General features: G+C 68.6%; 26 protein-coding genes and 1 other RNA gene. 12 read left to right on the top strand and 15 right to left on the bottom strand.

Features of this window, described 5'->3' with window-relative positions:
* Nucleotides 1-175: 175 nt before the first annotated feature.
* Nucleotides 176-2146 (top strand): bifunctional 2',3'-cyclic-nucleotide 2'-phosphodiesterase/3'-nucleotidase, encoded by a 1971-nt coding sequence (locus tag DK368_RS19445; RefSeq protein WP_114395647.1) that lies wholly within the window; start codon nt 176-178, stop codon nt 2144-2146.
* On the top strand, nt 2147-2680 hold the full coding sequence (locus DK368_RS19450) for a nucleoside 2-deoxyribosyltransferase (RefSeq protein ID WP_114395648.1): 534 nt from the start codon (nt 2147-2149) through the stop codon (nt 2678-2680).
* Nucleotides 2681-2780: 100 nt separating this feature from the next.
* Here the strand turns inward: DK368_RS19450 and DK368_RS19455 are convergent, their stop codons facing one another.
* Nucleotides 2781-3014, bottom strand: a complete 234-nt coding sequence (locus tag DK368_RS19455) for a hypothetical protein (RefSeq protein WP_114395649.1) — start codon at nt 3012-3014, stop codon at nt 2781-2783.
* A gap of 307 nt (nt 3015-3321) precedes the next feature.
* Here DK368_RS19455 and DK368_RS19460 point away from each other — a divergent pair, with 307 nt between their 5' ends.
* Nucleotides 3322-3933, top strand: coding sequence for a DedA family protein (locus DK368_RS19460; protein ID WP_114395650.1), 612 nt, complete (start codon nt 3322-3324; stop codon nt 3931-3933).
* 8 nt (nt 3934-3941) lie between these two features.
* On the opposite strand, the gene DK368_RS19465 is transcribed toward DK368_RS19460, so the two are convergent.
* Nucleotides 3942-4769, bottom strand: a complete 828-nt coding sequence (locus tag DK368_RS19465) for a universal stress protein (RefSeq protein WP_162306109.1) — start codon at nt 4767-4769, stop codon at nt 3942-3944.
* 235 nt (nt 4770-5004) lie between these two features.
* On the bottom strand, nt 5005-5217 hold the full coding sequence (locus DK368_RS19470) for a hypothetical protein (RefSeq protein ID WP_114395652.1): 213 nt from the start codon (nt 5215-5217) through the stop codon (nt 5005-5007).
* 487 nt (nt 5218-5704) lie between these two features.
* On the opposite strand from DK368_RS19470, the gene bfr reads away from it, so the two are divergent.
* The gene (gene bfr, locus DK368_RS19475) at nt 5705-6181 is read left to right on the top strand and encodes a bacterioferritin (RefSeq protein ID WP_114395653.1); all 477 of its coding nucleotides are present in this window, start codon (nt 5705-5707) and stop codon (nt 6179-6181) included.
* Nucleotides 6182-6232: 51 nt separating this feature from the next.
* Here the strand turns inward: bfr and DK368_RS22340 are convergent, their stop codons facing one another.
* Nucleotides 6233-6367, bottom strand: a complete 135-nt coding sequence (locus DK368_RS22340) for a hypothetical protein (RefSeq protein WP_275668540.1) — start codon at nt 6365-6367, stop codon at nt 6233-6235.
* 234 nt (nt 6368-6601) lie between these two features.
* Complete coding sequence (locus DK368_RS19480; protein WP_162306110.1) at nt 6602-7348, bottom strand: transporter substrate-binding domain-containing protein; 747 nt, start codon at nt 7346-7348, stop codon at nt 6602-6604.
* Between the two features lie 713 nt (nt 7349-8061).
* On the opposite strand from DK368_RS19480, the gene DK368_RS19485 reads away from it, so the two are divergent.
* Together DK368_RS19485 and DK368_RS19490 are read left to right on the top strand one after the other, a co-directional pair.
* The gene (locus tag DK368_RS19485; RefSeq protein WP_114395655.1) at nt 8062-9486 is read left to right on the top strand and encodes an OprO/OprP family phosphate-selective porin; all 1425 of its coding nucleotides are present in this window, start codon (nt 8062-8064) and stop codon (nt 9484-9486) included.
* Nucleotides 9487-9664: 178 nt separating this feature from the next.
* A complete protein-coding gene (locus DK368_RS19490; RefSeq protein WP_114395656.1) occupies nt 9665-9880 on the top strand; it encodes a (2Fe-2S)-binding protein in 216 nt (71 codons plus the stop codon).
* Between the two features lie 43 nt (nt 9881-9923).
* Here DK368_RS19490 and DK368_RS19495 read toward each other — a convergent pair whose 3' ends face one another.
* A complete protein-coding gene (locus DK368_RS19495) occupies nt 9924-10214 on the bottom strand; it encodes a tetratricopeptide repeat protein (RefSeq protein ID WP_162306111.1) in 291 nt (96 codons plus the stop codon).
* 470 nt (nt 10215-10684) lie between these two features.
* On the opposite strand from DK368_RS19495, the gene DK368_RS19500 reads away from it, so the two are divergent.
* Together DK368_RS19500 and DK368_RS19510 are read left to right on the top strand one after the other, a co-directional pair.
* Nucleotides 10685-11008, top strand: coding sequence for a hypothetical protein (locus DK368_RS19500; protein WP_114395658.1), 324 nt, complete (start codon nt 10685-10687; stop codon nt 11006-11008).
* A 523-nt stretch (nt 11009-11531) separates the two neighbouring features.
* Nucleotides 11532-11999: a flagellar biosynthesis repressor FlbT gene (locus tag DK368_RS19510; protein WP_114395660.1), complete on the top strand. Its 468-nt coding sequence runs from the start codon at nt 11532-11534 to the stop codon at nt 11997-11999.
* Here DK368_RS19510 and DK368_RS19515 read toward each other — a convergent pair.
* The 3 genes from DK368_RS19515 to DK368_RS19525 form a co-directional block, all read right to left on the bottom strand.
* A complete protein-coding gene (locus DK368_RS19515) occupies nt 11978-13267 on the bottom strand; it encodes a glycosyltransferase family 4 protein (RefSeq protein ID WP_114395661.1) in 1290 nt (429 codons plus the stop codon). The two genes, DK368_RS19510 and DK368_RS19515, sit on opposite strands and share 22 nt — an antisense overlap.
* Nucleotides 13268-13484: 217 nt before the next feature.
* A complete protein-coding gene (locus DK368_RS19520) occupies nt 13485-14228 on the bottom strand; it encodes a phosphatase PAP2 family protein (protein ID WP_114395662.1) in 744 nt (247 codons plus the stop codon).
* A 75-nt stretch (nt 14229-14303) separates the two neighbouring features.
* Nucleotides 14304-15518 carry an NAD-dependent epimerase/dehydratase family protein gene (locus DK368_RS19525; protein ID WP_114395663.1) on the bottom strand — a complete coding sequence of 405 codons (1215 nt, stop codon included), beginning with the start codon at nt 15516-15518 and terminating at the stop codon, nt 14304-14306.
* 146 nt (nt 15519-15664) lie between these two features.
* Between DK368_RS19525 and DK368_RS19530 the strand changes: the two genes are divergently transcribed.
* Nucleotides 15665-16732 (top strand): glycosyltransferase family 4 protein, encoded by a 1068-nt coding sequence (locus DK368_RS19530; RefSeq protein WP_114395664.1) that lies wholly within the window; start codon nt 15665-15667, stop codon nt 16730-16732.
* Here DK368_RS19530 and recR read toward each other — a convergent pair.
* The 4 genes from recR to ffs all read right to left on the bottom strand — a co-directional run bounded on the left by recR (nt 16709) and on the right by ffs (nt 19974).
* Complete coding sequence (gene recR / locus DK368_RS19535; RefSeq protein ID WP_114395665.1) at nt 16709-17302, bottom strand: recombination mediator RecR; 594 nt, start codon at nt 17300-17302, stop codon at nt 16709-16711. The two genes, DK368_RS19530 and recR, sit on opposite strands and share 24 nt — an antisense overlap.
* Before the next feature lie 130 nt (nt 17303-17432).
* Nucleotides 17433-17756 (bottom strand): YbaB/EbfC family nucleoid-associated protein, encoded by a 324-nt coding sequence (locus DK368_RS19540; RefSeq protein WP_114395666.1) that lies wholly within the window; start codon nt 17754-17756, stop codon nt 17433-17435.
* A gap of 3 nt (nt 17757-17759) precedes the next feature.
* Nucleotides 17760-19661: a DNA polymerase III subunit gamma/tau gene (locus DK368_RS19545; protein WP_114395693.1), complete on the bottom strand. Its 1902-nt coding sequence runs from the start codon at nt 19659-19661 to the stop codon at nt 17760-17762.
* A 215-nt stretch (nt 19662-19876) separates the two neighbouring features.
* An RNA gene (ffs, locus tag DK368_RS19550) (signal recognition particle sRNA small type) lies at nt 19877-19974 on the bottom strand.
* 91 nt (nt 19975-20065) lie between these two features.
* Between ffs and nudC the strand changes: the two genes are divergently transcribed.
* The 3 genes from nudC to sodC all read left to right on the top strand — a co-directional run bounded on the left by nudC (nt 20066) and on the right by sodC (nt 22533).
* Nucleotides 20066-21064 carry an NAD(+) diphosphatase gene (gene nudC, locus DK368_RS19555; protein ID WP_338045709.1) on the top strand — a complete coding sequence of 333 codons (999 nt, stop codon included), beginning with the start codon at nt 20066-20068 and terminating at the stop codon, nt 21062-21064.
* A gap of 78 nt (nt 21065-21142) precedes the next feature.
* A complete protein-coding gene (locus DK368_RS19560) occupies nt 21143-21871 on the top strand; it encodes a DUF268 domain-containing protein (protein ID WP_205028305.1) in 729 nt (242 codons plus the stop codon).
* 137 nt (nt 21872-22008) lie between these two features.
* Entirely contained in the window at nt 22009-22533 is a 525-nt protein-coding gene (gene sodC, locus DK368_RS19565; protein ID WP_114395696.1) for a superoxide dismutase family protein, read from the top strand.
* Nucleotides 22534-22576: 43 nt separating this feature from the next.
* Here the strand turns inward: sodC and DK368_RS19570 are convergent, their stop codons facing one another.
* Together DK368_RS19570 and DK368_RS19575 are read right to left on the bottom strand one after the other, a co-directional pair.
* On the bottom strand, nt 22577-23452 hold the full coding sequence (locus tag DK368_RS19570; protein WP_114395667.1) for an aldose 1-epimerase family protein: 876 nt from the start codon (nt 23450-23452) through the stop codon (nt 22577-22579).
* Nucleotides 23449-24312, bottom strand: a complete 864-nt coding sequence (locus tag DK368_RS19575) for a prephenate dehydratase (protein WP_114395668.1) — start codon at nt 24310-24312, stop codon at nt 23449-23451. The genes DK368_RS19570 and DK368_RS19575 overlap by 4 nt, the downstream gene beginning before the upstream one ends.
* Nucleotides 24313-24324: the final 12 nt, after the last annotated feature.

A 24324-nucleotide genomic window follows, 5' to 3' on the forward strand; every position in this document is an offset into this window, starting at 1 on the left:
AGGCGTTGGCTGTTCCTTTCGGCTATATCCTCCGGGCCGTAGCAAATGCGCCACACCTGCTGCACCGCAGCGCAGCCCTATTCGGCAGTTTTCCGTCCGCGGCGGCGGCACCGGGGAATCACCCCGCCGTATCCGCCGAGACTCATCCGTCCCGTCCTGTCCGTGAGGCCGTCCCGTGATTCGTTGCCCCGCCATCCGCCACGCCCTTCTGGCCGCGACTCTGTTCGGCGGCGGCGCCCTGCCCGCCCAGGCGGCGGAGCGGCTGACGCTGCAGGTGCTGTCCACCACCGATCTGCACATGTATCTGCGGGATTACGATTATTATGCCGACCGGCCCGATGCGGCCGTCGGCCTGGTGCGCGTGGCCCCGCTGATCCGGGCGGCGCGGCAGGCCCAGCCCAACACGCTGCTGGTGGACAATGGCGACCTGATCCAGGGCACGCCCATGGGCGACTGGGTGGCGCGGGAGCGCGGCCTGGGCAAGGACCGCCCGCATCCGGCCATCGCCGCGCTGAACCTGCTGGGCTACGACGCCGCGGTGCTGGGCAATCACGAATTCAATTTTGGCCTGGATTTCCAGGCCCAGGCCTATGCCGGCGCCAGGTTCCCGGTTCTGGCCGGCAATGTGTTCAAGGTCGATGGCGATTCCGACGCCGGCAACGACCAGACGCTGTTCGCGCCCTACACCATCCTGGAACGGACGATGACGGACAGCGCCGGCACGGCGCAGACCCTCCGCATCGGCCTGCTGGGCGTGCTGACGCCGCAGATCATGACCTGGGACAAGGACAAGCTGGACGGCCGGGTCACCACGCGCGACATCGTCGACAGCGCCAGGCGCTGGCTGCCGGAGATCAAGGCCAAGGGGGCCGATGTGGTGGTGGCGCTCTGCCATGGCGGGTTGACGGCGGCCCCGCGCCAGGGCGGCGAGGAAAATGCCTGCAACTACCTGACCGCGCTGGACGGAATCGACGCCGTGGTCACCGGCCACGCCCACCGCGTGTTCCCCGGTCCCGACTATAAGGGCTTCCCCGGCGCCGACATGGACAAGGGGACCATCAACGGCAAGCCGCTGGTCATGGCCGGCAGCTTCGGCAGCAATCTGGGCGTCCTGGAGCTGACGCTGGAGAAGGGTCCCCAGGGCTGGCATGTGGTCGACGGGCGCGGCCGCACCGAGGCCATCCAGACCCGCAAGAACGGCAAGCCGGTGTCCCTGACCGAACCCGATGGCGACCTGACGGCCCTGCTGACCGGTGACCATGAGGGCACGCTGCGCTTCGTGCGCCAGGCGGTGGGCCGCACCTCCGGCCGCTTCCACAGCTATTTCGCCTATCTCGGCGACAGCGCCGCCGTGGACCTGGTGGCCAAGGCCCAGCGCGACTATACGGCCCGCGCCGTGCAGGGCACGGAAAATGCCGGCCTGCCCATCCTGTCCGCCGCTGCGCCCTTCAAGGCCGGCGGCCGGCCCGGCCCGGATTATTACACCGACATCCCGGCCGGTCAGATCGCCATCAAGAATGTGGCCGACCTCTATGTCTATCCCAACCAGCTGGCCGTGGTCCGCATCAGCGGCGCCCAGGTCCGCGACTGGCTGGAGATGTCGAGCCGCGCCCTGGCGGTGATCGACCCGAAATCGACGGCGCCGCAGCCGCTGGCCAACCCCCAGGTGCCCAGCTTCAACTTCGACATCATCGACGGCGTCACCTACCGCATCGACCTGACCCGGCCGGAGCGGTTCGACCGCGCCGGCAAGCTGGTCAATGCCGACGCCCACCGCATCGTCGATCTGCGCTATCAGGGCCAGCCGGTGCGCGACGACCAGATGTTCCTGGTCGCCACCAACAATTACCGGGCCAATGGCGGCGGCGACTTTCCCGGCCTGGACGGCAGCAACGTCGTCTACCAGTCGCCGGACACGGTGCAGCAGATCATCATCGACTATATCCGCAGCAAGGGCGTGATCGAACCGAAGACCGACGGGACCTGGAGCCTGGAACCGGTGGCGGCGCCCGTGACCATCGTCTATGACACGGCACCGGCGGCGCGGGATCTGGTCAAGGAGCAGCCCCGCCTGCGCGAACTCGGCCCCGGCGAGAACGGCTTCGTCCGCTTCGCCGTCGATCTCAGCCCCAAGGGAAGCAAGTAAATGACGACCCGTCCCCGTCTCTATCTGGCCGGCCCGGAGGTCTTTCTCCCCGATCCGGCCGCGGCCGCCGCGGCGTTGAAGGCGCTCTGCACCCGCCATGGGCTGGAAGGGGTCTTCCCGCAGGATGCCGCCCTGGTTCCCGGTCCCGAGGAAAGCCGGCTGGCCTTCGCCGCCCGTATCCGTCAGGCCAATCTGGACCTGATCCGCGGCACCGACGGGGTCATCGCCAACGTCTCCCCCTTCCGCGGCCCGTCATCCGACGATGGCACGGCCTACGAGATGGGATTCGCCACCGCCCTGGGGCATCCGGTCTTCGCCTATGCCAGCGACCTGCGCCCGCTGCTGCAGCGGACGCAGAGCCGTCTGCCGCTGGCCCATGACGGCAGGGACTGGCGCGATGCCGAGGGCATGGCCGTGGAAGAGTTCGACCTGCCGGTCAACCTCATGCTGGTCGATCCGGCCATCGGCCCGGTCCACCCCACGCCCGAGGCCGCCATCCAGGCCGCGGCGGCCTGGTTCGCGGCCCGGCGCTGATCGCACGACGACGCTGATCGCACGACGAATTGAAAACGCCCGCCGGATCTCCGACGGGCGTTTTGCGTGGTCCTTGCTGTCTCAGGCCGGGCAGGCGCGGTCAGGCCGCGTCCTGGCTGCTGGCGATCTTGCGGAACCGCTCCGGGTCCATGACCACCTCCAGCGCCAGGGAGAGACGGTCGCTGGCACGGCCTTCGACCAGGAATTCCACATGCGCGGGGTGGGACGGCCGCTGGTGAACGGCATGGACAAGAAGCCGGCGCTTCGGAAGCTTGACTTCCTCCAGCCAGTCCCCCGGCTTGGGAGCCTCAACGGTGCGCCTCGACAGGGCCATGGATCGTACTCCTCAGGAACATCGGCCCGGGCGCGCTTGCTTGGCGCCGCAGGCTCGCATCCAATACTTCGGGCCACCACTATAGACCAGATTGCGGCTGCTGGGATACGCGATGCGGAATGTCACAGGCGGGGCGGCTCCGCAGCTCTGGATGGCTGATGGTTCTTGACAAGGACGTTTCAGCATCGCAACGACGGTGTTACCTCCGTCCCGCCCCCTTGCGCCGGGCCGGGACCACCCCATCTCCTGCCGATCCGGACGCCCGCCGCGGCGCGCGACCGGACCACGCAGGAGGGATCGGGACCGCATGTTCGATTGGGTGCTGTCGGTGGTGGAACAGGCCGGCTATCTGGGCCTGCTGGCGCTGATGTTTCTGGAAAACCTGTTTCCGCCGATCCCGTCGGAACTGATCATGCCCCTGGCCGGCTTCCTGGCCGCCCAGGGCAAGATGGACCCGCTCCTGGTGGTGCTGACGGGTACCGCCGGCTCCGTCCTCGGCGCCCTGCCCTGGTATTATGCCGGCCGTCTGCTGGGCCGCGCGCGGCTGGCCGGGCTGGCCGGGCGCTACGGCTTCCTCCTGACCATCGACCCGCCCGATGTCGACCGGGCCTATGACTGGTTCCGGCGCTATGGCGGCACCGCCGTTCTGGCCGGCCGGCTGGTGCCGGCCATCCGCACCCTGATCTCGGTGCCGGCCGGTCTCACCCATATGCCGCTGTTGCCGTTTCTGCTCCTGACCACGCTGGGGTCGCTGGCCTGGACCGCGGTGCTGACAGGCGCCGGCTATGCGCTGGAATCCCAGTACAGCCGGGTCGAGGCCTATGTGGACCCCATTTCCAAGGCCGTGATCATCGCCATCGCCGGCCTGTATCTCTGGCGTGTCGGCGTGCGTCTGTTGGCGGCGGGCCGGCGGGGCTGACCCGCCGCTCAGTGGGCCACCAGGACCGGCAACCGGGCATGGCGCAGCACATGGTGCGTGGCGCCCCCCATCAGCCATTCCCGCAGCCGCGAACGGCCATAGGCCCCCATGACCACGAGATCGGCGCCGGCGTGGGCAGCCGCGGCGAGGATACCGGCGCCGGCCTGCGCATCCACGGCCGCCGAGGGGATGAGCGCCACCTCCGGGCAGAAATGCCGGAGATGGTCCTGGATATCGACCGGCGGCAGGCGGGTGATGGTGGGACGCTGTTCACGGGCCGGGCCGGACAGCACGGTGATGCGCTCGGCTCCGTCCAGGAACGGGCGGGCATGCTGAAGCGCCAGTGCCGCCTCCCGCGAGGCGTTCCAGCCGACCAGGACATGGCGGCCGATCCGGCTGAAATTCCCCTGCGGCGGCACCACCAGCACCGGGCGGCCCGACACCATGGCCGCATGCTCGCAGACATCCGGCCCGGTCTCCTCCCGCTCCGGCGGCGACTGCTCGACAACGATGAGGTCATGGAAGCGGCCAGCCACCTCCACCAGCTCGGCCGGGTCCCCCTCGGCCATCTCGAAGCGGAGGCGCACATCCTGCTGCCGGGCGAGGTCTTCGACTTGGCGGCGCACATCCGCGACCTGCCGCTCCACCTCGGCCGCCCGCTCCTGCACGATCGGCGAGGACTCGCTGTACAGCAGCTTGAGAACAGCCAGATCCCGGAAGGTCATCAAGGCGGTGAGCCGGGCCCCATGCAAGGCCGCCAGGCTGACGGCCGCGTGCAGATGGGCGTCGCCGGGATGGCCGGGCTTCAGGTGGACGAGGATATCCCGGTAGGCCATGATCGGTCCCCACATTGGTTGGCGGGGACACCATCGTCGAGCCTGACGGAAGCGGCCATGACCTGCATCAACCCGGCCCTGCCGCGCGCCGACCGGACCCGGCGCCACCCATCCTGCGCATGCGCGGCGGGCCGGGCTCCGACCTGGCCGCAAACCCGATCCCGGCGGCGCCGGTCACCAGGATGTCACGGCCCCGGCGTCACGACGCCTGGGATCGTCGCTTCCGGACGCGCGGTCACGACGGCATCTTGCGGAACCGGGCCTGATCATTGACGGCGTACAGCGACAGGCTCAGCCGGTCCACGGGATTGCCATCCACGGCCAGTTCCACATTGGGGGTGGGATGGCCCACCCTGCTGTGAATGGCCATGACCTGCAACCGCCGCCGGGGCGGGTGCTTCTCTTCGATCCAATCCCCCGGCGACAGGGCTCCGATATCACGCGGCATGGCATCCCCCCTCAAAGGTACTAGTCCTTTTTCACAGTATTTTAGCGATAATCCTGCCGCAAGGAAATGCCGCGTGATCTGGGACTGCTCGCCACGGATGGTGTCAGTCGGTCAGGGCGCTCCAGGCCAGCCAGAACAGCCCGGCGGCGACGGGCAGGCCGATCATCAGCGCCACCAGCAAGGTTACGATATACATGATTCCTCCACGCCACCGGCAGTCCCGCCCCGGTCGGACCCGGCGCCGCGCCGTCCTCCCGCTGCTTGTAGCCCAGGGCCGATGAGCCGGGCGTGACAAGACGGGGGGTCGGTGGCGATGGTCGCATGGCCACGGCGCCCGGCGGCCGATGAAGCGGCCGCCGAATGGTTGGAGGCGACAGTCGCGGTGAAACATGCCATGATCGGCTCTGCGCGACATGGCCGAATCGGTCCCGGCACGCCGGTCGCGCACCTGTGACGACCGTATGATCCAAAAACAGGAATCCGACTTATGCAGGGTGATCCCACCGTCCTCCGCTTCCTCAACACCGTGCTGACCAATGAACTGACCGCGGTGAACCAGTATTTCCTGCATGCCCGCATGCTGAAGAACTGGGGGCTCAACCGCCTGGGCAAGAAGGTCTACGAGGAATCGATCGGGGAGATGCGCCATTCCGACTGGCTGATCGAGCGCATCCTGTTCCTGGAAGGGCTGCCGAATCTCCAGGATCTGCATAAGCTGCTGATCGGCGAGGACGTGCCGGAGATGTTCCGTGGTGACCTGACGGTGGAGCAGCGCGGGCGCGACCTGCTGCTGGAAGCCATGCAGCATTGCGAGCAGGTGCGCGATTACCAGACCAAGGAGATCTTCCGCCGCATTCTGGAAGATACCGAGGAGCATATCGACTGGATCGAGACGCAGCTGGATCTCATCGGCAAGGTCGGCATCCAGAATTACCTGCAGGAACAGATCGGCGACCAGACCTGACGGGGCCGTCGGGGGCGGTCCCGTCCGGGTCCGCCCCGCCGGCTTCACCGCTCAGTCCGGCCAGCAACTGCGGCAGCCGCCGGCAACCGTCTCCGGCTCGCTGCCGATGCCGGTGATCTGGACACCGACGGCGCCGATGGCGGCGATGAACAGGGCCGCAAGCGTGATCTTCTTCAGATGGGTCATGGTCCCAAGCCTCCTGTCAGCATGCCCGGCACGATCCGGGCATGGTCGTTGCGGACCGGTCGTCCGCAGCCGGGATGGAAGGCAAGTCCCATGCCACACGCGGCACGAGCCTTAATGTCTTGTTTTTCAATGAATCAGCGCAACCTCCGCCCCGGAGGTGCCGTGGCCCGTCGGCAGATTTGACAGGCCGGCCGGCCGGAATTTCCCGTTAACCTGGCATTTCTTTCCGGCAGATCACTCTGACCTGGGCGGCGGCCGGTCGGCGAGGGCACGGTTCAGGCGCAGGATGATCTCATCCGGAACGGACCGGGCACACATGATCCGCCCCGGCTCGGGCGAGGGCAGGTCCGGGAACGACACCAGATCAAAGGACGCCACCTCGATCCCGGCACGGCGGGCGACGATGTCCAGCGCGTCGGCATCAACGATCATGTAATCGATGCGGCCCGCCGCCAGCAGCGTCAGCAGGTCCGAGGGGGAGCCCCGCACCGGCAGCGATGCGGCCGATGCCGCCATCAGCATGGCGTCCAGTTCCGCTCCCATGCTGGCTCCCAGCAAGCGCCCCATGATCGGGGACGGATCGGCCAGCAGGGCTTCAAGACTGGCATAGCGACCGATTTCCAGTTGCCGGCGGGCCAGCACCATCCAGCGCGGCGGCAGGAACAGCGGGTCGGTGAACTTGTATTGCGCCTGCCGGTCCGGCGTCAGCCGGATGTTGGGATAGCAGACGGGATGGCCGGCCGCCATTTCCGCGAGAATCCGGCTGCGCGGCTTCGGGCCGGTCCAGGTGATGTGAATCTCCGCATCCCGCGCCAGCTGGCCGATGCGGTCGGCCACGGGGCCTGTCGCGGTCCCCGGCTGCTCCCCGGCCATCAGGAACGGCTCCATGTCCGGAAACATCACGGTCATGTCCACAGGGGCGGCAACCACGCCGACCGGGGGCAGGCAGAGCAGGGCAATGGCCATCAGCAACAGACGCATGGGTCCCCCGACCTGCCCCGCCCCCTCGCCCCACCCGGAAACCGGGCCAGGGACACCATACCCGCGGGTGTCGACCATGGCAGCAGCGCGGCGACCGATGACAATCCAGAAGATCTCGGCACGTTTCCCCCGTCTGCCGGCGATGAAAGCACAGGCCCCCACCGGTCGCGCTCCGGCAGCACTCCCCTGCCAGAAACTTATGGTCGATAAATTATCTGAATTATTGTGCAATTTCCGCAAAAATCTAAAAGCAACGGCATTTCCCCTCCCGCGGCGGGACAGGACGAAAACGACTTACATGCAAAGCATTTCTGTCGCCAAATCTCAGCGGCGCCCGGCGCGGCAAGTATTGCCACACCCTCTGTTGCGCTGAAGCAACATGAAGAGTGCAAAGACACGCCGGGGCATTTCCGATGCTTGGATGGTGCAACAAAACTGTCATTATCCCCAGGCTTAAAGCCCGCCGGGACGCTGCACCGGCTCCGGATAACGCGGCCGAGAGGTCGGGTTGCCCGGCAAAGGCTGGCAGAACGGATGCGAGAGCACGCTCTGCCGGACCGGTGCATCGCCCCAGGAGAAGCGGGAAGGTCCGGCAGCAGGTCAATGGCCTGCCAAGGCAGAGATGAAGAGAGCCGGATGGCCGCCCCGTGGGCACAAGGGCGGCCATCATCATCGGCAACAGGCACCAAAACGGCCCGAGGAGGTATTCCACTATGGCGAAGAACACGCTGCTGGCCGGCACCATCCTGGGTGCGGCCATCCTGGTCCCCGGCCTTGCCGCCGCCCAGAGCGCCCCGGCCGCCACCGCGGCACAGATCGATGCCCTGAACCGTCAGATCCAGGCCCTGCAGAGCCAGCTCGACACGCTGAAGGAGACGGTCGGCAAGGACATCCAGGCCGTTGACAAGAAGGTGTCCAGCCAGGCCACCGTCACCGTCGACAATGGCCGTCCGCGCTTCGTCTCGCCCGACAAGGCCTTCGACGTGTCCCTGCGCGGCCGCATCCACCTGGATTATGGCTACTGGTTCGGCGACAAGGGCACGACCGACCTGCCGGACGGCTTCAACTTCCGCCGCGCCTTCCTGGGCATCGGCGGCAAGGTGTTCAACGACTGGGTCTTCGACGTCAACACCGACTTCGCCACCAGCGGCGCCAACCGCGCTTCCAACGCCCGCCTGCAGCAGGCCAGCTTCAGCTATGCCGGCTTCAAGAACTGGAGCATCGATTTCGGCGCCATGCAGCCGTCGCTGACCCTGATGGACAGCATCGGCTCCAACGAGATCCCCTTCATCGAGCGCAGCCAGACCACCAACCTGGCCGTCATGAACGTGGCCAACGAGAGCCGTCTGTCGGCCGGCTTCCGCCATTGGGGCGACCGCTACCGCATCTCCGCCTATGTCACCGGCGACCAGATCAGCAACAGCGGCCCGCGTGACGACCAGACTGCCATCATCGGCCGCGCCTCGGTCCTGGCCGCCACCGGCGCCGACTATGATGTGCATGTCGGCACCTCCGCCGGCTATCTGATCACCCCGGGCCAGACCGCAGGCAACTCCGCCCGCAACTACAGCCTGTCCGACCGGCCGGAAACCCGCATCGGCGGCATTTCCCTCGGCACCGCCAACGGCCAGTGGGCCTTCGGCACCGGCGACATCAACACCGAGGACTTCACGGTCTATGGTGGTGAGTTCGGCGCGACCTTCAAGTCGTTCTGGGCCATGGCCGAATATTACGAGTATGAGTTCGGCCGCCGCAACAACCTCAGCGATGTCAGCTTCAACAGCTGGTACGTGGCCGGCGGCTGGTTCCTGACCGGCGAGCGCCGCCCCTACAGCGTGGCCGGCGGCAATTTCGGCGCGCCGAAGATCAACTCGCCGTTCAAGGTCGCCAATGGCGGCGGCACCGGCGCCTGGGAACTGGTTGCCCGCTACTCCACGGCTGACCTGACCAGCAGCAAGTTTGTCGCGACGACCGAGGGCGAGCAGGACATCGTCACCGTGGGCGTCAACTGGTACCTGAACAACGCCTTCCGCTTCATGCTGAACTACAACTTCATCAAGATCGATCGTCCGGCCGGCTCGACCGCCAGCGACGTCGATGCGGACGCGCTGACCCTGCGCGCCCAGTTCACCTTCTAAGCCGCTCCGCGAGATCGTTCGCAGCGGCAGCCCCCGCCGGCGTAATCCGGCGGGGGTTTTTCATGGGCGGTCCCGCTGCCCCGAAAATGTCTCGTCCCGCGACATTCCTGCCTTTGCAGATGCGAGTGACTTGCAGTATGAAGATGCAGCATCGTCCTGCCGCCGGATGGAAGCCTGCATGTACGTCTGTGTCTGCAATGCCATTACGTGCCGTACCGTCCGCAAGAAAGTCGACGAGGGTGCTGCCAGTGTCGGCGGTGTGTTCAAGGCGGCCGGCAAGAAGCCGCAATGCGGCCGCTGCTTTCCGATGGTCCGCTCCATGATCGCCGACCATGCCCCCGCCTGCGCCGGCCATGACGATATCGACTCCGGGCTGGCCATCGCCGCCGAGTGACGGGGGCCGGTCCGGGCGAAGGCCGCAGCAAAGATCCGCCCGCTCAAGGAGCGTCGATCGTCCTGAGATTGAGACGGGCGAGATCCACCAGGGTCGAGCCCTTGCCGGAACCATTGGTGGTCTGCACGACAATGTCGGGGGGATTGAGATCGATGACCCGCTGGAACAGCGGTCGAGCCAGCTGTGACCGCTGCGTCCTGAGATAGACGACGCCGAGATTATAGAGCGCGAACGGATCGTCCGGCGCCGTGCGCAGGATATCGCCGTACAGCTGTTCGGCCATGACCCAGTCCGTGGCTGACAGGGCGGCAAAGGCGCGCTGGTGCGGGGTCACCTGCGGCAGATCCGCCGTACAACCGGCCGCAAGCAGCACAAAGCCCCACATTCCGGCACCAACGCCCCGCATCACCATGCCTCCCACCGCATACCCGGCTTCCGCCGTGCGGCGACAAGAATAGTCCCAAAACCGGAGGAGAGCGGAAGGAATTTACGGAAGGAGGCGCGAAGAGGGACCGGATTGAAAAGACCCACGCAGCAAGGGATGTAGATTGCATTTTAAATAAAATTTCATATTGCCGCAGATCAGCAATTGCCGCACAGGGGTCATGCCAAAATGCATCATCCCCTGCGTCACTTTATACTTTCTTTCGGGCAATAACCCATGAGACAAGGCGCCCCGGATCGTGCCCGTGACCAGCAAGGCCGGACCCGGAGATGTGGCAGCGGCTCCCTTACCGGAGTCCCCGATTTCCGGACGTCTGTCGGGGCCGGATGCGGCGCACGGATGAGGGGAGACAAGACATCATGCGTAGCTTCTGCCTGGCCGGCCTGCTGGCCGTTTCCGCCCTGACCTTCACCACGGCGGCCCATGCCGCCGACTGCCAGCTGTCCGTCACGCCGCCGACCATTCCCGACGGCAAGACTGTCGATAAGGACGCCATGGCCAAGGCCCAGGCCGAGGTGAAGAGCTTCGTTGCCGCCGGCCAGGAATATCTCTCCTGCCTGGAGATCGACGTGAAGAAGGGCGGCCGCGGCGCCGACAAGTACAACGAGGCCTCCTCCATGATCGAGAAGGTCGCCGGCCAGTACAACGCCGCGCTGAAGGACTTCAAGGCGCGCGCCCTCTGATATCCCGGCCAGCCCATCGGCCGTCGGCACGACGATCGATGGGCCGGTGAGCGTTCGCCATCCGCCGCGGTCCACCGGGGTCGCGGCGGATGCGCATGTCTGCGCCGTCAGCCTCCGCCGATCCCCTCGATGATGCGGCCGCTGCCATCGCAGGTGGGGCAGCGGCCCGAGGTCGTGCTGCCCGATGTCGTGCGGCCCGATCCCTTGCAGACCGGGCAGATGTCTTCGCCCGTGCCGGGCGTCCCCGCCGGCGCATCGCTGCCGGGGGCGACGTCCCCGGGTGTTGAACGGGTGGGCCGGTCCCCCGGTCGGTTTTCCGCTGTCATGGTCCTCTCCGTGTGCCGTGCTCCCGCTGCAACAGCACACGACCGGAAGCCGTTGCGCCGCATCGGGCCGGCCACACAGTTCGCGCGTGCAAAGCCCCCCTGGCCCGGCGTAAAGTTCAGGCTTGCCCCTCGTCTTCCGTCGCCGACCGGGCGATGGCAGACCCGCACGATGGCCACCGCAGCGCAGGACCCAGCCCATGCCTTTGAAGATCCGGCTTAAGGCGGACGAACATCTGGTGATCAACGGCGCCCTGTTGAAAGCGGTGGAACCGACGACGCTGCTGCTGATGAACCATGCCAAGTTCATGCTCGACCGGCAGATCATGCGCCCGGACCAAGCCACCAGCCCGGCCAAGCGCATCTATTTCGCCGTGCAGAACACCTATCTCGCCACGGCCGAGGAACGGCCCGGCATGCTGACTTTCCTGCGTCAGTGCGTGGGAGATTTCCGCGAAGCCACCACCAGCGCACCGATCCGCCAGAAGCTGGACGAGTTGGAGCGCCTTGTCGGCGCCGACGATTTCTACCCCGCCCTGCAGATCGCCCGCGATATCATGTCCTATGAGGATCTGATCCTTGGGGTCGGCAGCATTCTCGGCACCGGCGCGGCCGAGGATGGCGGGCCGGAGGATGTGCCCGACACTCAGATCCCCCCGCTGCGCTGAGCCTCCGTCCGCCGCGGGGGCCGTCGGCGGACCGCCCGATCTGCACCTGCTGTCGAGCCGGTGGTGTCGAGCAGCTGGTGGTAGAGTTCCAGCGTCCGCGCCGCCACCTCCGCCTCGCCGAAGGCGGCGCAGACCACGGCGCGGCTTTCCTGGGCCAGGCTCCGGCGCAGGGCCGCATCGGTCGCCACCGACCGCAGAGCCGCCGCCAGGGCCGCCGGATCACCGGGCGGCGCCAGCAGCGCATTGACGCCGGAGCGGGCCACATCGCGGATACCCGCCACATCGGTGGCGACGATGGCCCGGCCGCAGGCCGCCGCCTCCAGCAGTGATTTCGGCACGCCCTCGCCGCCCCGGCTGGCCAGCACGGCGATATGGGCGCGGGCCCAGACCGTCCGCACATCCTCCACCGGCCCCAGCCAGCCGATGCCCGGTTCGGCCGACCAGGCGCGCAGCCGCGTGGGCGCGATGCCGGCGGGATTGGTCGGGTCCGGCGGTCCGGCCAGCAGCAGATGCAGGTCCAGTCCGTCCGCCCGCAGGCGGCGCACGGCCTCGACCAGATCCTCCACCCCTTTCAGGGTCAGCATGCGCGACACCTGGGCCACGGTGACCGGGCCGGACGGCTCGGCCAGGGGCCGGTAATGCTGAAGATCGACGCCCGATCCGGGAATCAGGCAGATCCGCGGAACACCGGGGCCGGCGGCCAGCCAGTCACCATCCTTGGCATTCTGCACCGCCACCATGGCCCGCCGCCGCGCGGCCAGCCAGCGCAGCAGGCCACGCAGACCCGCACCGGCCAGCCGGGCCGGCAGCCCGGTGCCCGACAGGGCCGCTCCACGCCCGGCCAAGGTGGTCAGCACCGCCGGCCGGCCGGCCAGCATGGCCGCCAGGGCGCCGAGGACCGCCGGCTTGATGGCGACATGATGCACCAGATCCGGGCGCTCGCGCCGGTACAGGCGCGCGATCCGCCACAGTTCGGCCGCCAGCCGCCAGGGGCTGCGGCTGGCCCGCGACCAGTCCAGGGGAATGAGCCGGAATCCCTCCGCCTCGATCCAGGCGCCATGCACCCCGACCCGTGTCGCCACCGACACGGCGAACCCGGCATCCCGAGCGGCCCGTGCCACCGGCAGACGGTGCGAACAGAAATACCAGTCCTCGGTGACGAGGAAGAGCAGATGCGGCCGCGCGGCGGCAGCCGTTTGCCCCGGAACATCGGGTTCCGTGGCGGCCACCACCCGTTCCGTCGGGGCTGTTCGCGCGAACAGCGTCATGCATGATCCTTCCCTGGCAACACTCCTGACAGCTTCTAGAAAGCCGGCCAGGATCGGGCAGCAGGGCGTTCGGCGAGCCGGCGGCGCATCGGGATGCAGACGGGACCGGCCGTCGCGCCGGAATTACCGCCGCGGGGCTGGGGCCGGCACAGCCGGAGGATCGGCCATCGGATGATTCCAATGACCAGCCAAGGGTCCCCGGCATCGCCGCCGCGGCTCAGCCCGGTTCGGCATCGGGGGTATCCGTCGTCGTCGGCTCGATCTCTCCGCGCCGTTGCAGCCACAGCGCCAGCATCCAGCAGATCATGGCCCAGGCCGCCCCCGCGCCCCAGCCGGCCAGCACATCGGTCGGCCAATGCACGCCCAGGAACACGCGGCTGCTGCCGATCAGCAATGTCAACAACACCGCCACGCCGAGGAGATAGCGCTTCACCCGCCGCCGCGGCTGCACCCGGGCCAGCAGCGCCCCCAGCGTCAGATAGGTGGCGGCCGACAGCATGGCGTGGCCGCTGGGAAAGCTGGCGGTGAAGGTCTCCACCGCATGGGGCACCAGATCCGGCCGCGGCCGGGCATAGCCGTGCTTCAGCAGCGTGCTGAGCAGGGCGCCGCCACCGACCGAGACCAGCAGCAGCAGCGAGGTCCGCCGCTTACCCAGCATCAGCAGGAAGCCCAGAGCGGCCAGCGTCAGCACGGTCAGGACGGGATAGCCGCCCAGGGCGGTGATGTCCCGTGCCGCCAGCGCCAGCCAATGCGGACCGATGGGCAGTGCTGGATCGGCGGGGTCGCGCAGCGCCAGCATCAGCGCCCGGTCCAGATGCTGTGTCGCCCCGTCGAGGACCGCGTCGGCCAGCAGCGACAGGGCCAGCCCGCTGGCCGCCAGCAGCAGCAGGGCCAGATGCAGCCACATCTCCTTGCGGGCGCGGAGGATAAGGCGGTCGAGGAAGGCGGGCGGGGTCGGCATGCAGCACGGAACGGTGACGGCCCGCCCAGGATCAGCGGGCCGGCGGATCATACATGGACGCCGGTCGGGCCGCTCCTATTCCGCCGCGGCCGCGCGGCGGCCACCCGGCGCCGGGTGCTCCCGGGGCGTGCGGGTCCAGCGGCTGGTGCAGAGGATGCGCTCCAGATTGCAGCGATGGGCGTAGCGCCGGGCCACGGCCATGACCTCGTGCATCAGCCCGTCGCTCAGCCGCGTCGGGGCCAGCCCCAGGCCCAGCAGCCCGGCATTCTCCACATCCAGGTCATTCTCCGCCGCTTCGCGGCGCGGATTGTCCCGCGCCTGCACCGGCACGCCGGTCATGGTCGAGACCAGGGCCGCCAGATCCCGCACCCGGTGGCACTCGGTCATCTGGTTCAGGATGCGCACGCGCTGACCCCGTCCGGGTGGGGTCAGCGCCGCCAGCTCGATGCAGCGGACGGTGTCGCGGATATGGATGAAGGCGCGGGTCTGCCCGCCGACGCCATGCACCGTCAGCGGATGGCCGATGGCGGCCTGCATCAGGAACCGGTTCAGCACGGTGCCGTAATCGCCATCATAGTCGAACCTGTTGATCAGCCGCTCGTCCAGGTCGGTTTCCGGCGTGCTGGTGCCCCAGACGATGCCCTGATGCAGGTCGGTGATGCGCAGCCCGTCATTCTTGGCGTAATAGGCGAACAGCAGCTGATCCAGGCACTTGGTCATGTGATAGATGCTGCCGGGATCGGCCGGGTACAGCATCTCCACCCGTGCCGCCGCCTGTCCGCTGTGCAGCGTGGCCTCGACATAACCCTCGGGGATGCGCAGGCCGCGGGCCTTGCCGTAGCCATAGACCCCCATGGTGCCGAGATGCACCAGATGCGCGTCCGGACAGGCCTCCACCATGGCGCAGAGCACGGCATGGCTGGCATTGACATTGTTGTCCACGGTGTAGCGCTTGTGCCGCGGCGACTTCATGGAATAGGGCGCCGCCCGCTGCTCGGCGAAATGGATGATGGCGTCCGGGGCCAGTCGGCGGAAGGCGGCCTCCAGCCCGTCGTAATCCCGGGCCACATCCAGTTCCAGCGTGGGGATCCGGCGGCCGGCGCATTGGCGCCAGGCCTCCACCCGCTCGGGCAGGGACCGGATCGGGGTCAGGCTTTCCGCCCCCAGCTCCAGATCGGCGGCCCGGCGGGCGAAATTATCGATGATGATCACATCATGGCCCCGGGCGGACAGGTGCAGGCTTGTCGGCCAGCCGCAGAATCCATCCCCACCCAGAACCAGAACCCGCATACCACCATCCCCGCTTTTCTGTCCCGATCATCATCGGCCGCGTGATATCAACTAGACAGGAATTGGGATTGGACTGCAATAAGACCAATGATCTGTCATAAACTCTCAGATACACACAGGTATTACCACCAGCAGACTGGAAGACGATGCGGATTATTCTTGCCACGGATGCCTGGTTCCCCCAGATCAACGGGGTGGTGCGGACGCTGAGCACCACCGTCGAGCAGGCCGAGGCGCTGGGGCATACCGTGCGGGTCATCGGTCCGGACCGCTTCCGCACCCTGCCGGCGCCGGGCTATCCCCAGGTGCGGCTGGCGCTGGCGCCGGGCCGGCTCTTGGCCCGGCTGATGGATGAGTTCGCGCCGGACGCCGTGCATATCCCGGTGGAGGGGCCGATCGGGCTGGCGGCGCGGCGCCACTGCCTGCGCCGGGGCTGGCCCTTCACCACCAGCTTCCATACACGCTTCGGCGACTATTTCGCGGCCAAGCTCCGGCTGCCGCCCGCCCTTCCCTTCGCGTTCCAGCGCTGGTTCCACAATGCCGGGGCCGGCTTCATGGTGCAGACGGCCACGCTGGAGCACGAACTGGCCGGACGCGGCTTCCGCCGCATCCGGCGCTGGGGCCGCGCCGTGGACACCGAGCTGTTCCAGCCGCCGCGACAGGCGGCAGACCGGGATGTCCTGGGCTTGCCGCGGCCGGTCTTTCTCAATGTCGGCCGGGTCTCCACGGAAAAGAACCTGGAAGCGTTCCTGACGCTGGACCTGCCGGGCAGCAAGGTGGTGGTCGGCGACGGCCCGCAGCGCGCCGCCTATCAGGCCCGCCACCCCGATGTGCATTTCCCGGGCTGGCGCAGCGGAGCGGACCTGACCCGGTATTTCGCCGCCGCCGATGTGTTCGTCTTCCCCTCGCGTTTCGAGACGCTGGGGCTGGTGACGCTGGAGAGTCTGGCCTGCGGCACGCCGGTGGCAGCCTATCCGGTGCCGGGGCCGCGCGACGTCATCGGCGACCATCCCGTGGGCGTGCTGGACGAGGATCTGCGGGCGGCGGCCCTGCGCGCCCTGTCCATCCCGCGTGACCGCTGCCGCGCCTTCGCCCTGGGCTTCAGCTGGCGCCGCTGCACCGAGGAATTCCTCGGCAATCTCGTCCCGATCATGGCGCCGGCGCGGTTCGCGGCCGTCGGCCGGGACGGGCTACAGCACCCGCCGCGCCCGTAACGCCGCCGTCAGGGTGCCATCGTCGAGATAGTCCAGTTCACCGCCCACAGGCACGCCATGGGCCAGCCGCGACACCTGCACGTCACAGCCGGCGAGACGGTCGAACAGGTAATGGGCCGTGGTCTGCCCGCCCACGGTGGCGTTGAGGGCCAGGATCACCTCCCGCACCTCCGGCCGGCTGGCCCGTTCCAGCAGCCCGGGGATGGACAGATCGTCCGGCCCGACCCCGTCCAGCGCCGACAGCGTGCCGCCCAGCACATGGTACTGGCCGCGGAAGGCCCCGGTCCGCTCCAGCGCCCAGAGATCGCCCACCTCCTCCACCACGCACAGGGCGGAGCGGTCGCGGGCGCCATCCCGGCAGATATGGCAGGGATCGGCGCTGTCGATATTGCCGCAGACGGAACAGGTGCGGATGCTGGCCGCAGCAGCCGCCAGCGCATCGGCCAGCGGCTCCATCAGCGTGTCGCGTTTCTTGATCAGCTGCAGCGCGGCACGCCGCGCCGAGCGCGGTCCAAGGCCGGGCAGCTTGGCCAGCAGCTGGATCAGGCGGTCGATTTCGGGTCCGATCATGGTCCGGACACTATGGCCGAGTTTTCGCTTTGTTCCAGCAAATTCCGTCACCCCGCCCACCGGACCGGCGCAGGGATAAGGGCGGTCGGGGACCGGTCATGTCGGCCGCTCCCCGCTCCACCGCGGATGCTCAGAACGGCATCTTGAAGCCCGGCGGCAGGTTCAGCCCGCCCATGAGCTTCTGTGTCTCCTGCGCCATGTGCGCCTCGACCTTGGCCTTGGCATCGTTGAAGGCGGCGAGGATCAGATCCTCCAGCACCTCCACATCCTCCGGATCGACGGCCTTGGGGTCGATCTTGATGGCGCGCATGTCGCCCTTGCCGTTCAGCGTGATGCTGACCATGCCGGCGCCAGAGACGCCCGTGGCCTCGTGCTCGGCCAGCTTGGCCTGCATCTCCTGCATCTTGGCCTGCATCTGCTGGGCCTGCTTCATCATCTGGCCGAGGTTCTTCATGGCTCAGAAATCTCCGTCGTATCCGTCATAGTCACGTTCGTCCGCGGGCGGCGGTGCATCGAAATAGCCGTCCTCGCCGCCGCCGTCATCTCCAAACGCATCGGCGGCCATCTCCGGCCCCGGTGCGGCCGGCGCCGGCATGGCCGTCGTCAGGTCGCGCACCGCCTCGATCCGGGCGCCGGGAAAGGCGGCCAGCACCGCCTGCACCAGCGGATGCGCCGCGGCGCTGGCCTTGGCCTCCGCCTCGGCGGCGCGCTCCTGCTCGGCCAGCGTCGGCTCACCCGGCGCACCGGATACGGAGACAACCCAGCGCCGCCCCGTCCATTCCGTCAGCAGTTGGCCGACACGGCCGGCCAGATTGGCCGGCGCCATGGGTTCCGGGCGCAGCTCGATCAATCCGGGTTCAAAACGAACCAGATGGACACTGGCCTTCAACACCGCGCCCAGCACGCCTTCCCGGCGTTCCAGGAACAGATCCGCCACGGCGCGGAAGGTCTGGGGGTCGGCCAGATCCGGCGGGGCCTCGGCAACGGCGTCAGCCTGGGGCTGCTCCAGCGGGCGGGCGATGGCCTGGGCCCGGCCACCGCTCATCACCGCCATGGGCGGCGCGGCGGCCAGCGCCATGGCGCTGCCCCCACCGCCACCGCCACCGCCACCGCCACCGGGCGGCGCCAGCATGGCGCGGGCCGCGGCTTCGACGCCGCCGGCCTCCTGGATCTTCTTGATGAGATCACCCGGGCTGGGCAGGTCGGCGGCATAGGACAGCCGGATCAGCACCATTTCCAGCGCCTGCATCGGCACCGGCGCATGCTGCACCTCGCCCAACCCCTTCAGCAGGATCTGCCAGGCCCGGGCCAGGGCCGGCATGCCCAGCGACTGGGCCAGGGCCACGCCGCGGGTTCGTTCCGACTCCGGAATGGACAGATCCTCGGCCATGCCCGGCACCACGCGGGCCCGGGTCAGGAAATGCGTCAGGTCCAGCAGATCCTGGATGATGACCACCGGATCGGCACCGCGCTTGTGCAGATCGTCCAGGATGTCCATCGCGTCGGCCGGCCGGCCGCCCAGCGTGGACTCGAACAGGTCGATGACGCGGGTGCGGTCGGCCAGCCCCAGCATGTCGCGCACCTGGGTCGCCGTGACCGCACCGCTGCCGAGCGCGATGGCCTGGTCCAGCAGCGACAGCCCGTCGCGCACCGAGCCGTCGGCAGCACGGGCGATCAGGGCGATGGCCTCGGCCTCGGCCGGGACCGCTTCCAGCCCGGCGATGCGGGTGAAATGCGCCACCAGCGTGCCCATGTCCACGCGGCGCAGATCGAACTTCTGGCAGCGCGACAGCACCGTGATCGGCACCTTGCGGATCTCGGTGGTGGCGAAGACGAACTTCACATAGGGCGGCGGTTCCTCCAGCGTCTTCAGGAGCGCGTTGAACGCGCTCTTCGACAGCATGTGGACCTCGTCGATGATGAACAGCTTGAAGCGCGCCGCCGCCGGGGCCGTGCGGGCGATGTTGATGATCTCCCGCATGTCGTCGACGCCGGTGTTGCTGGCGGCGTCCATCTCGATGACGTCGATGTTGCGGTCGGCGGCGATGGAGACGCACTGGTCGCAGACACCGCAGGGCGTGATGGTCGGCCCGCCCTTGCCGTCCGGCCCGACGCAGTTCAGCGCCCGGGCGATGATGCGGGCCGTGGTGGTCTTGCCCACGCCGCGCACCCCGGTCAGCATATAGGCCTGATGGATGCGCCCGGACTGGATGGCGTTGCGCAGGGTGCGGACCAGCGCGTCCTGCCCCACCAGCTCGTCGAAATTCTGCGGCCGGTACTTGCGCGCCAGCACGCGATAGGCGTCCCCGCCGGCAGGAGCGGCGGCGGCGGTTTCCGGGGCAAACGTGGGATCGGTCACGGGCGGCACGGGGGCTTTCGGAACAACGGAACGGCGCCGGGCGGCGTCCGCGCGCCAGTCTAGTGTCCGCCGGGCGGATTGTCGCTAGGCTTGTCCGCCTGGGGGACGATGCTCGCCGCGCCGGGCCGTGCGCGCAAAAAGCCCGCAGGAGGCGGGCCGGTGCGGGTCGCGCCGGCACCGGAGGAGGGCCTGACGCGCCATCGCGTTTGATCGGGGTGGGAGGCTGGACGTACGACCCGGGCCGAAACTCGTTGCGGCTGCTTCCTTCCGGACCTGACCGGGTTGGCGAGGGGACCGTCCGCCGCCAACCTCCCGACCCCCATATGGCAGGCGCGGGCGCCAAGGGCAAGGGGAAAAGCGGCGGGGATAGACGCATCGGGACCGCCGGACCGGTCGCGGCAAACATGTCCCGGCACAAGACGGTGCTGGCGCCGGGCCGGCGCCCGTGGCAATGCTGGGCCATCATGACGATGCTGAATTTCTATGCCGGAAGCGGCCTCGACCGGGCGGCGCACCGGCGCAAGGACCAATCCTGGCTGCAGGCGGCGCTGCCCGCCGCACGGCTGGTCCCGTACTGGCGCGGCAAGCATCTGATGGCCGGCCCGCCGGAGGCCGCCACCCCTGTCTGGCTGGATCCCGCGGCGGATTGGTGGCGCCAGGGTCTGGCACTCGATCCCATCTTCCTGGGGCTGGACGGGGAGGTGCCCGTCTTCGCCGTGGACCTTTCGCCCCTGGCCGAGGACCCGGCCCGGCATGCCGAGCTTGCCGCCCTGGGCAGCTTCGTCGATCTGCGCGGCCTGACGCCGGTGCTGCCGGCGGAAACCGCCGGGGTCTTCGCCTATACCCGTGCCCTGATGCTGTGGCATGACCGGCACCGCTTCTGTGGCGTCTGCGGCCATGCCACCGCCGTCATCGAGGCCGGCCATGCCCGCCGCTGCACCAATCCGGCCTGCGGGGCCAGCCATTTCCCACGCACGGACCCGGCGGTCATCATGCTGGTGCATGAGGATGACCGCTGCCTCATGGGCCGGCAGTCGCGCTTTCCCCCCGGCATGTATTCGACGCTGGCGGGCTTCGTCGAGGCCGGCGAAAGCCTGGAGGAAGCGGTGATGCGCGAATGCCTGGAGGAGGCCGGCGTGCATGTGGGCGATGTGCGCTACCATTCCAGCCAGCCCTGGCCCTTCCCCGCGTCGCTGATGCTGGGCTTCCATGCCCGCGCCCTGTCCAGCGACATCGCCACCGATCTGGCCACCGATCTCGACGAGTTGGAGGATGTGCGCTGGGTGACGCGAGACTTCCTGCTGTCGCACCAGCCCTCCGACAGCTTCCGCCTGCCGCCGCGTGACAGCATTTCCCGCCGCCTGATCGAGGCCTGGCTGCATGAGCCGGCCTTCGGCCGCTGACGGGCGGAGAATTTTCTGGACAAAGGCGGGAACCATCCCGCCTATCGGCACCGTCGAAACTGCGGGCACCCATCGCCGATGAAAAAGGTCAAGCTGCTGCGGTCCCCGGGCAAATGGGCCCGCTTCTGGGGCGATTACGCCCGCTATGCCAAAGGCGCCGAAGGCGGCCCCTTCCCGGCCAGCCTCGCCGATGCCTATCCCATCCTGTCCGACTGGTCGAAGAAGGCCGGCAGCACCGGCGGCCATTATTTCCTCCAGGATCTGTGGATGGCGCGGCGCATCTTTGCGGCGCGGCCGCAGCGCCATGTGGACATCGGCTCCCGCATCGACGGGTTCGTCGCCCATCTGCTGGTGTTCATGCCGGTCGAGCTGGTGGACATCCGTCCGCTGCCCAGCACCGTCAGCGGCCTCAGCTTCACCCAGGACGACGCCACGCGCCTGGGGACCTTCGCCGACAATTCGGTCGAGTCCCTGTCGAGCCTGCATGCGGCCGAGCATTTCGGGCTGGGGCGGTATGGCGACCCCGTGGACCCGCAGGCCTGTTTCAAGTTCATGGACGCGCTGGCCCGTGTCCTGGCCCCCGGCGGCCGGCTCTATTTCTCGGTGCCGGTGGGGCGCCAGCGGGTGGAGTTCAACGCCCATCGGGTCTTCGCCCCGCGCACCGTGCTGGACTCGTTCCCGACCCTGGAGCTGCGCGCCTTCGCCGCCATTGATGATGCGGGCGTGCTGCGGGAACAGGCCCGTCCCGACGATGTGGCGGGCGCGGACTTCGCCTGCGGCCTGTTCGAGTTCGGGAAGCGCGGCTGAGCGGCGGCTGCGGAGGCGTAGGCGCAATGGGGGAGGCCCGCCCCCCGATGTTCCCCTGACTGCTCCATCCTTCCGTGCGAGTCTCGGCCGGCCCGGCATGGCCGGGCCTGTCATTCTGTACGGAAGGATCAATGTCCATGCTGCGCCTGACCGGGCTGGTTCTTGCCTTGACTGTTCCCCTGGCGGCGGCCCGTGCGGCTCCGGCCAGCGTCACCATGAACGCCATAACGGCGGAGGGGGTCGGGGCCGAGATCGGAACCGTCACCCTGGAGGATACGGCGGACGGGCTGCGTCTGACTCCGAACCTGCGGAGCCTGCCGGCGGGCGAGCGCGGGTTCCATGTCCATGTCAATCCGGCCTGCGGCCCCGCCGACAATAACGGCAAGCCGGCAGCCGGCTTTGCCGCCGGCGGCCATTACGACCCTGCCGGCAGCGGCAAACATGAAGGCCCGCATGGGAACGGCCATGCCGGTGACCTGCCGGCCCTGACTGTGGCCGCGGACGGGACGGCGACGAACCCCGTGGTCGCCCATCGGCTGACGGTGAAGGATGTGGCCGGCCGGGCGTTGATGATCCATGCCGACGGCGACAATTACGCCGACCAGCCCCAGCCGCTGGGCGGTGGCGGCGGACGCATCGCCTGCGGCGTGATCACGGGCTGAGGGCACGGCGGCGCCCGGCCCGCAGGAATGCCGGGCGCCGGTCCTATGCGGCCTGCACACGGATGCTGAGATCCCGCCCCGCACCGGGCTCAATCCGCATCAGCCCCGGCTTGTCGCGGAACGCGCCCGTGAATCCGGCCGGGTCGGCGGTGCCGTGCCAGGGCTCCAGACAGACGAAGTCCGCCGGCTTGCTCCAGATGCCAAGCTGCGGGAACCCCTCCCACGACATCTCCACGACAGGGCAGCCCGGCGCGCTGTAGCGCAGCGACCGGCTGGCCACCGGGTCCCAGACCAGGGCATCATCGGCGAACAGGGCCGGGTCCAGGGCAAGAACCCGGCCGCGCAGCGGCGACGGCTTGGGTGTCGGCCCGATCAGCCCGTCCGGCTGCACCCGGCGCAGGGCGCCCGGCTCATCGGCGCCGAAGGTGATGCTGTGATCGGTCTTGGCCACCCCGTCGCGCAGCGGCCAACGGAAGGCCGGGTGGGCACCCAGCGCGCAGAACAGCGGCACGGCCCCCGGATTGGCGATGTGGTAGCGGGTGCTCAGCGTGTCGCCCGACACCTGCCAGTGGATCTCCAGGCGGAAGGCGAAGGGGAAGACGGCGCGGGTTTCGGCATCATCCTCCAGCACCAGGGCGCAGGCCGCGTCCTCCCGGGACAGCCAGCGGAACCGGCGGTCGCGGGCGAACCCATGTTTGGACAGCCGGTAATCCTGTCCGGCCTGGCGCAGCCGGTCGTCGGCCAGTCGGCCGACGATAGGGAACAGCACCGGCGCATGCTTGGGCCAGGCCGGCCCCGCCTGCCACAGCACCTCCTCCCCCGCCGCGGTCCGCAGGGAACACAGCTCGGCACCCTGGGCCTTGATGCTGGCGGAAACGCCGCCAGCGGCCCGGATGGTGTGGCGGTCGGACCCGGTCATTCTGCCCCCGCCTGCTGGCTGGCCTCGCGGCGGAACGGATGGGCCGGATAGACGCCCAGGATCGTCACCTCGCGGGCGAAGAAGCGCAGTTCCTCCAGAGCCAGCTGCAGCGAGCGGTCGTCGGGGTGGCCCTCCACATCGACATAGAACTGGGCCGCGGTGAAGCGGCCATCGACCATGTAGCTTTCCAGCTTGGTGATGTTGACGCCGTTGGTGGCAAAGCCGCCCAGCGCCTTGTACAGCGCGGCCGGCACGCTGCGGACGCGGAAGACGAAGCTGGTCACCGTCGTCCCCTGCCCCGCCGGCGGCATCTGCGCGTCCCGTGCCAGGACCAGGAAACGCGTGGTGTTGTGCTGGGCATCCTCGATGCCGCGCGCCAGCACCTGCAGGCCGTAGATCTCCGCGGCCAGATCGGAGGCGATGGCCCCCTGGGCCGGGTCGTTCCATTTGGCCACGTCGGCGGCGGCGCCGGCCGTGTCGGCATGGGTCACCGGCACCAGCCCGCGGGCACGCAGATAGCCGCGGCATTGCGACAGGGCCTGGATATGGCTGTGGACCGAGCGCAGCCCCTCCAGCGTCGCGCCCTGCGGCGCCAGCAGGCAATGCACCACGCGCTGGAAATGCTCGCCGATGATGTGCAGCCCGCCCTTGGGCAGCAGCTGGTGGATATCCGCCACCCGGCCGGCCACGGAATTCTCCACCGGGATCATGGCCAGACGCGCCCGCCCTTCGTGCACGGCGGCGAAGGCATCCTCGAAGCTGTGGCAGGGCAGCGGGGTCATCGCCGGGAAGACGCTGCGGCAGGCCAGATCCGAATTGGCGCCGGGCGCGCCCTGATAGGCGATGGTATTGGCGGGCATGGGTATCTTCCC

The sequence above is a fragment of the Oleisolibacter albus genome (assembly GCF_003336875.1).
Lineage (GTDB): Bacteria > Pseudomonadota > Alphaproteobacteria > Azospirillales > Azospirillaceae > Niveispirillum > Niveispirillum album.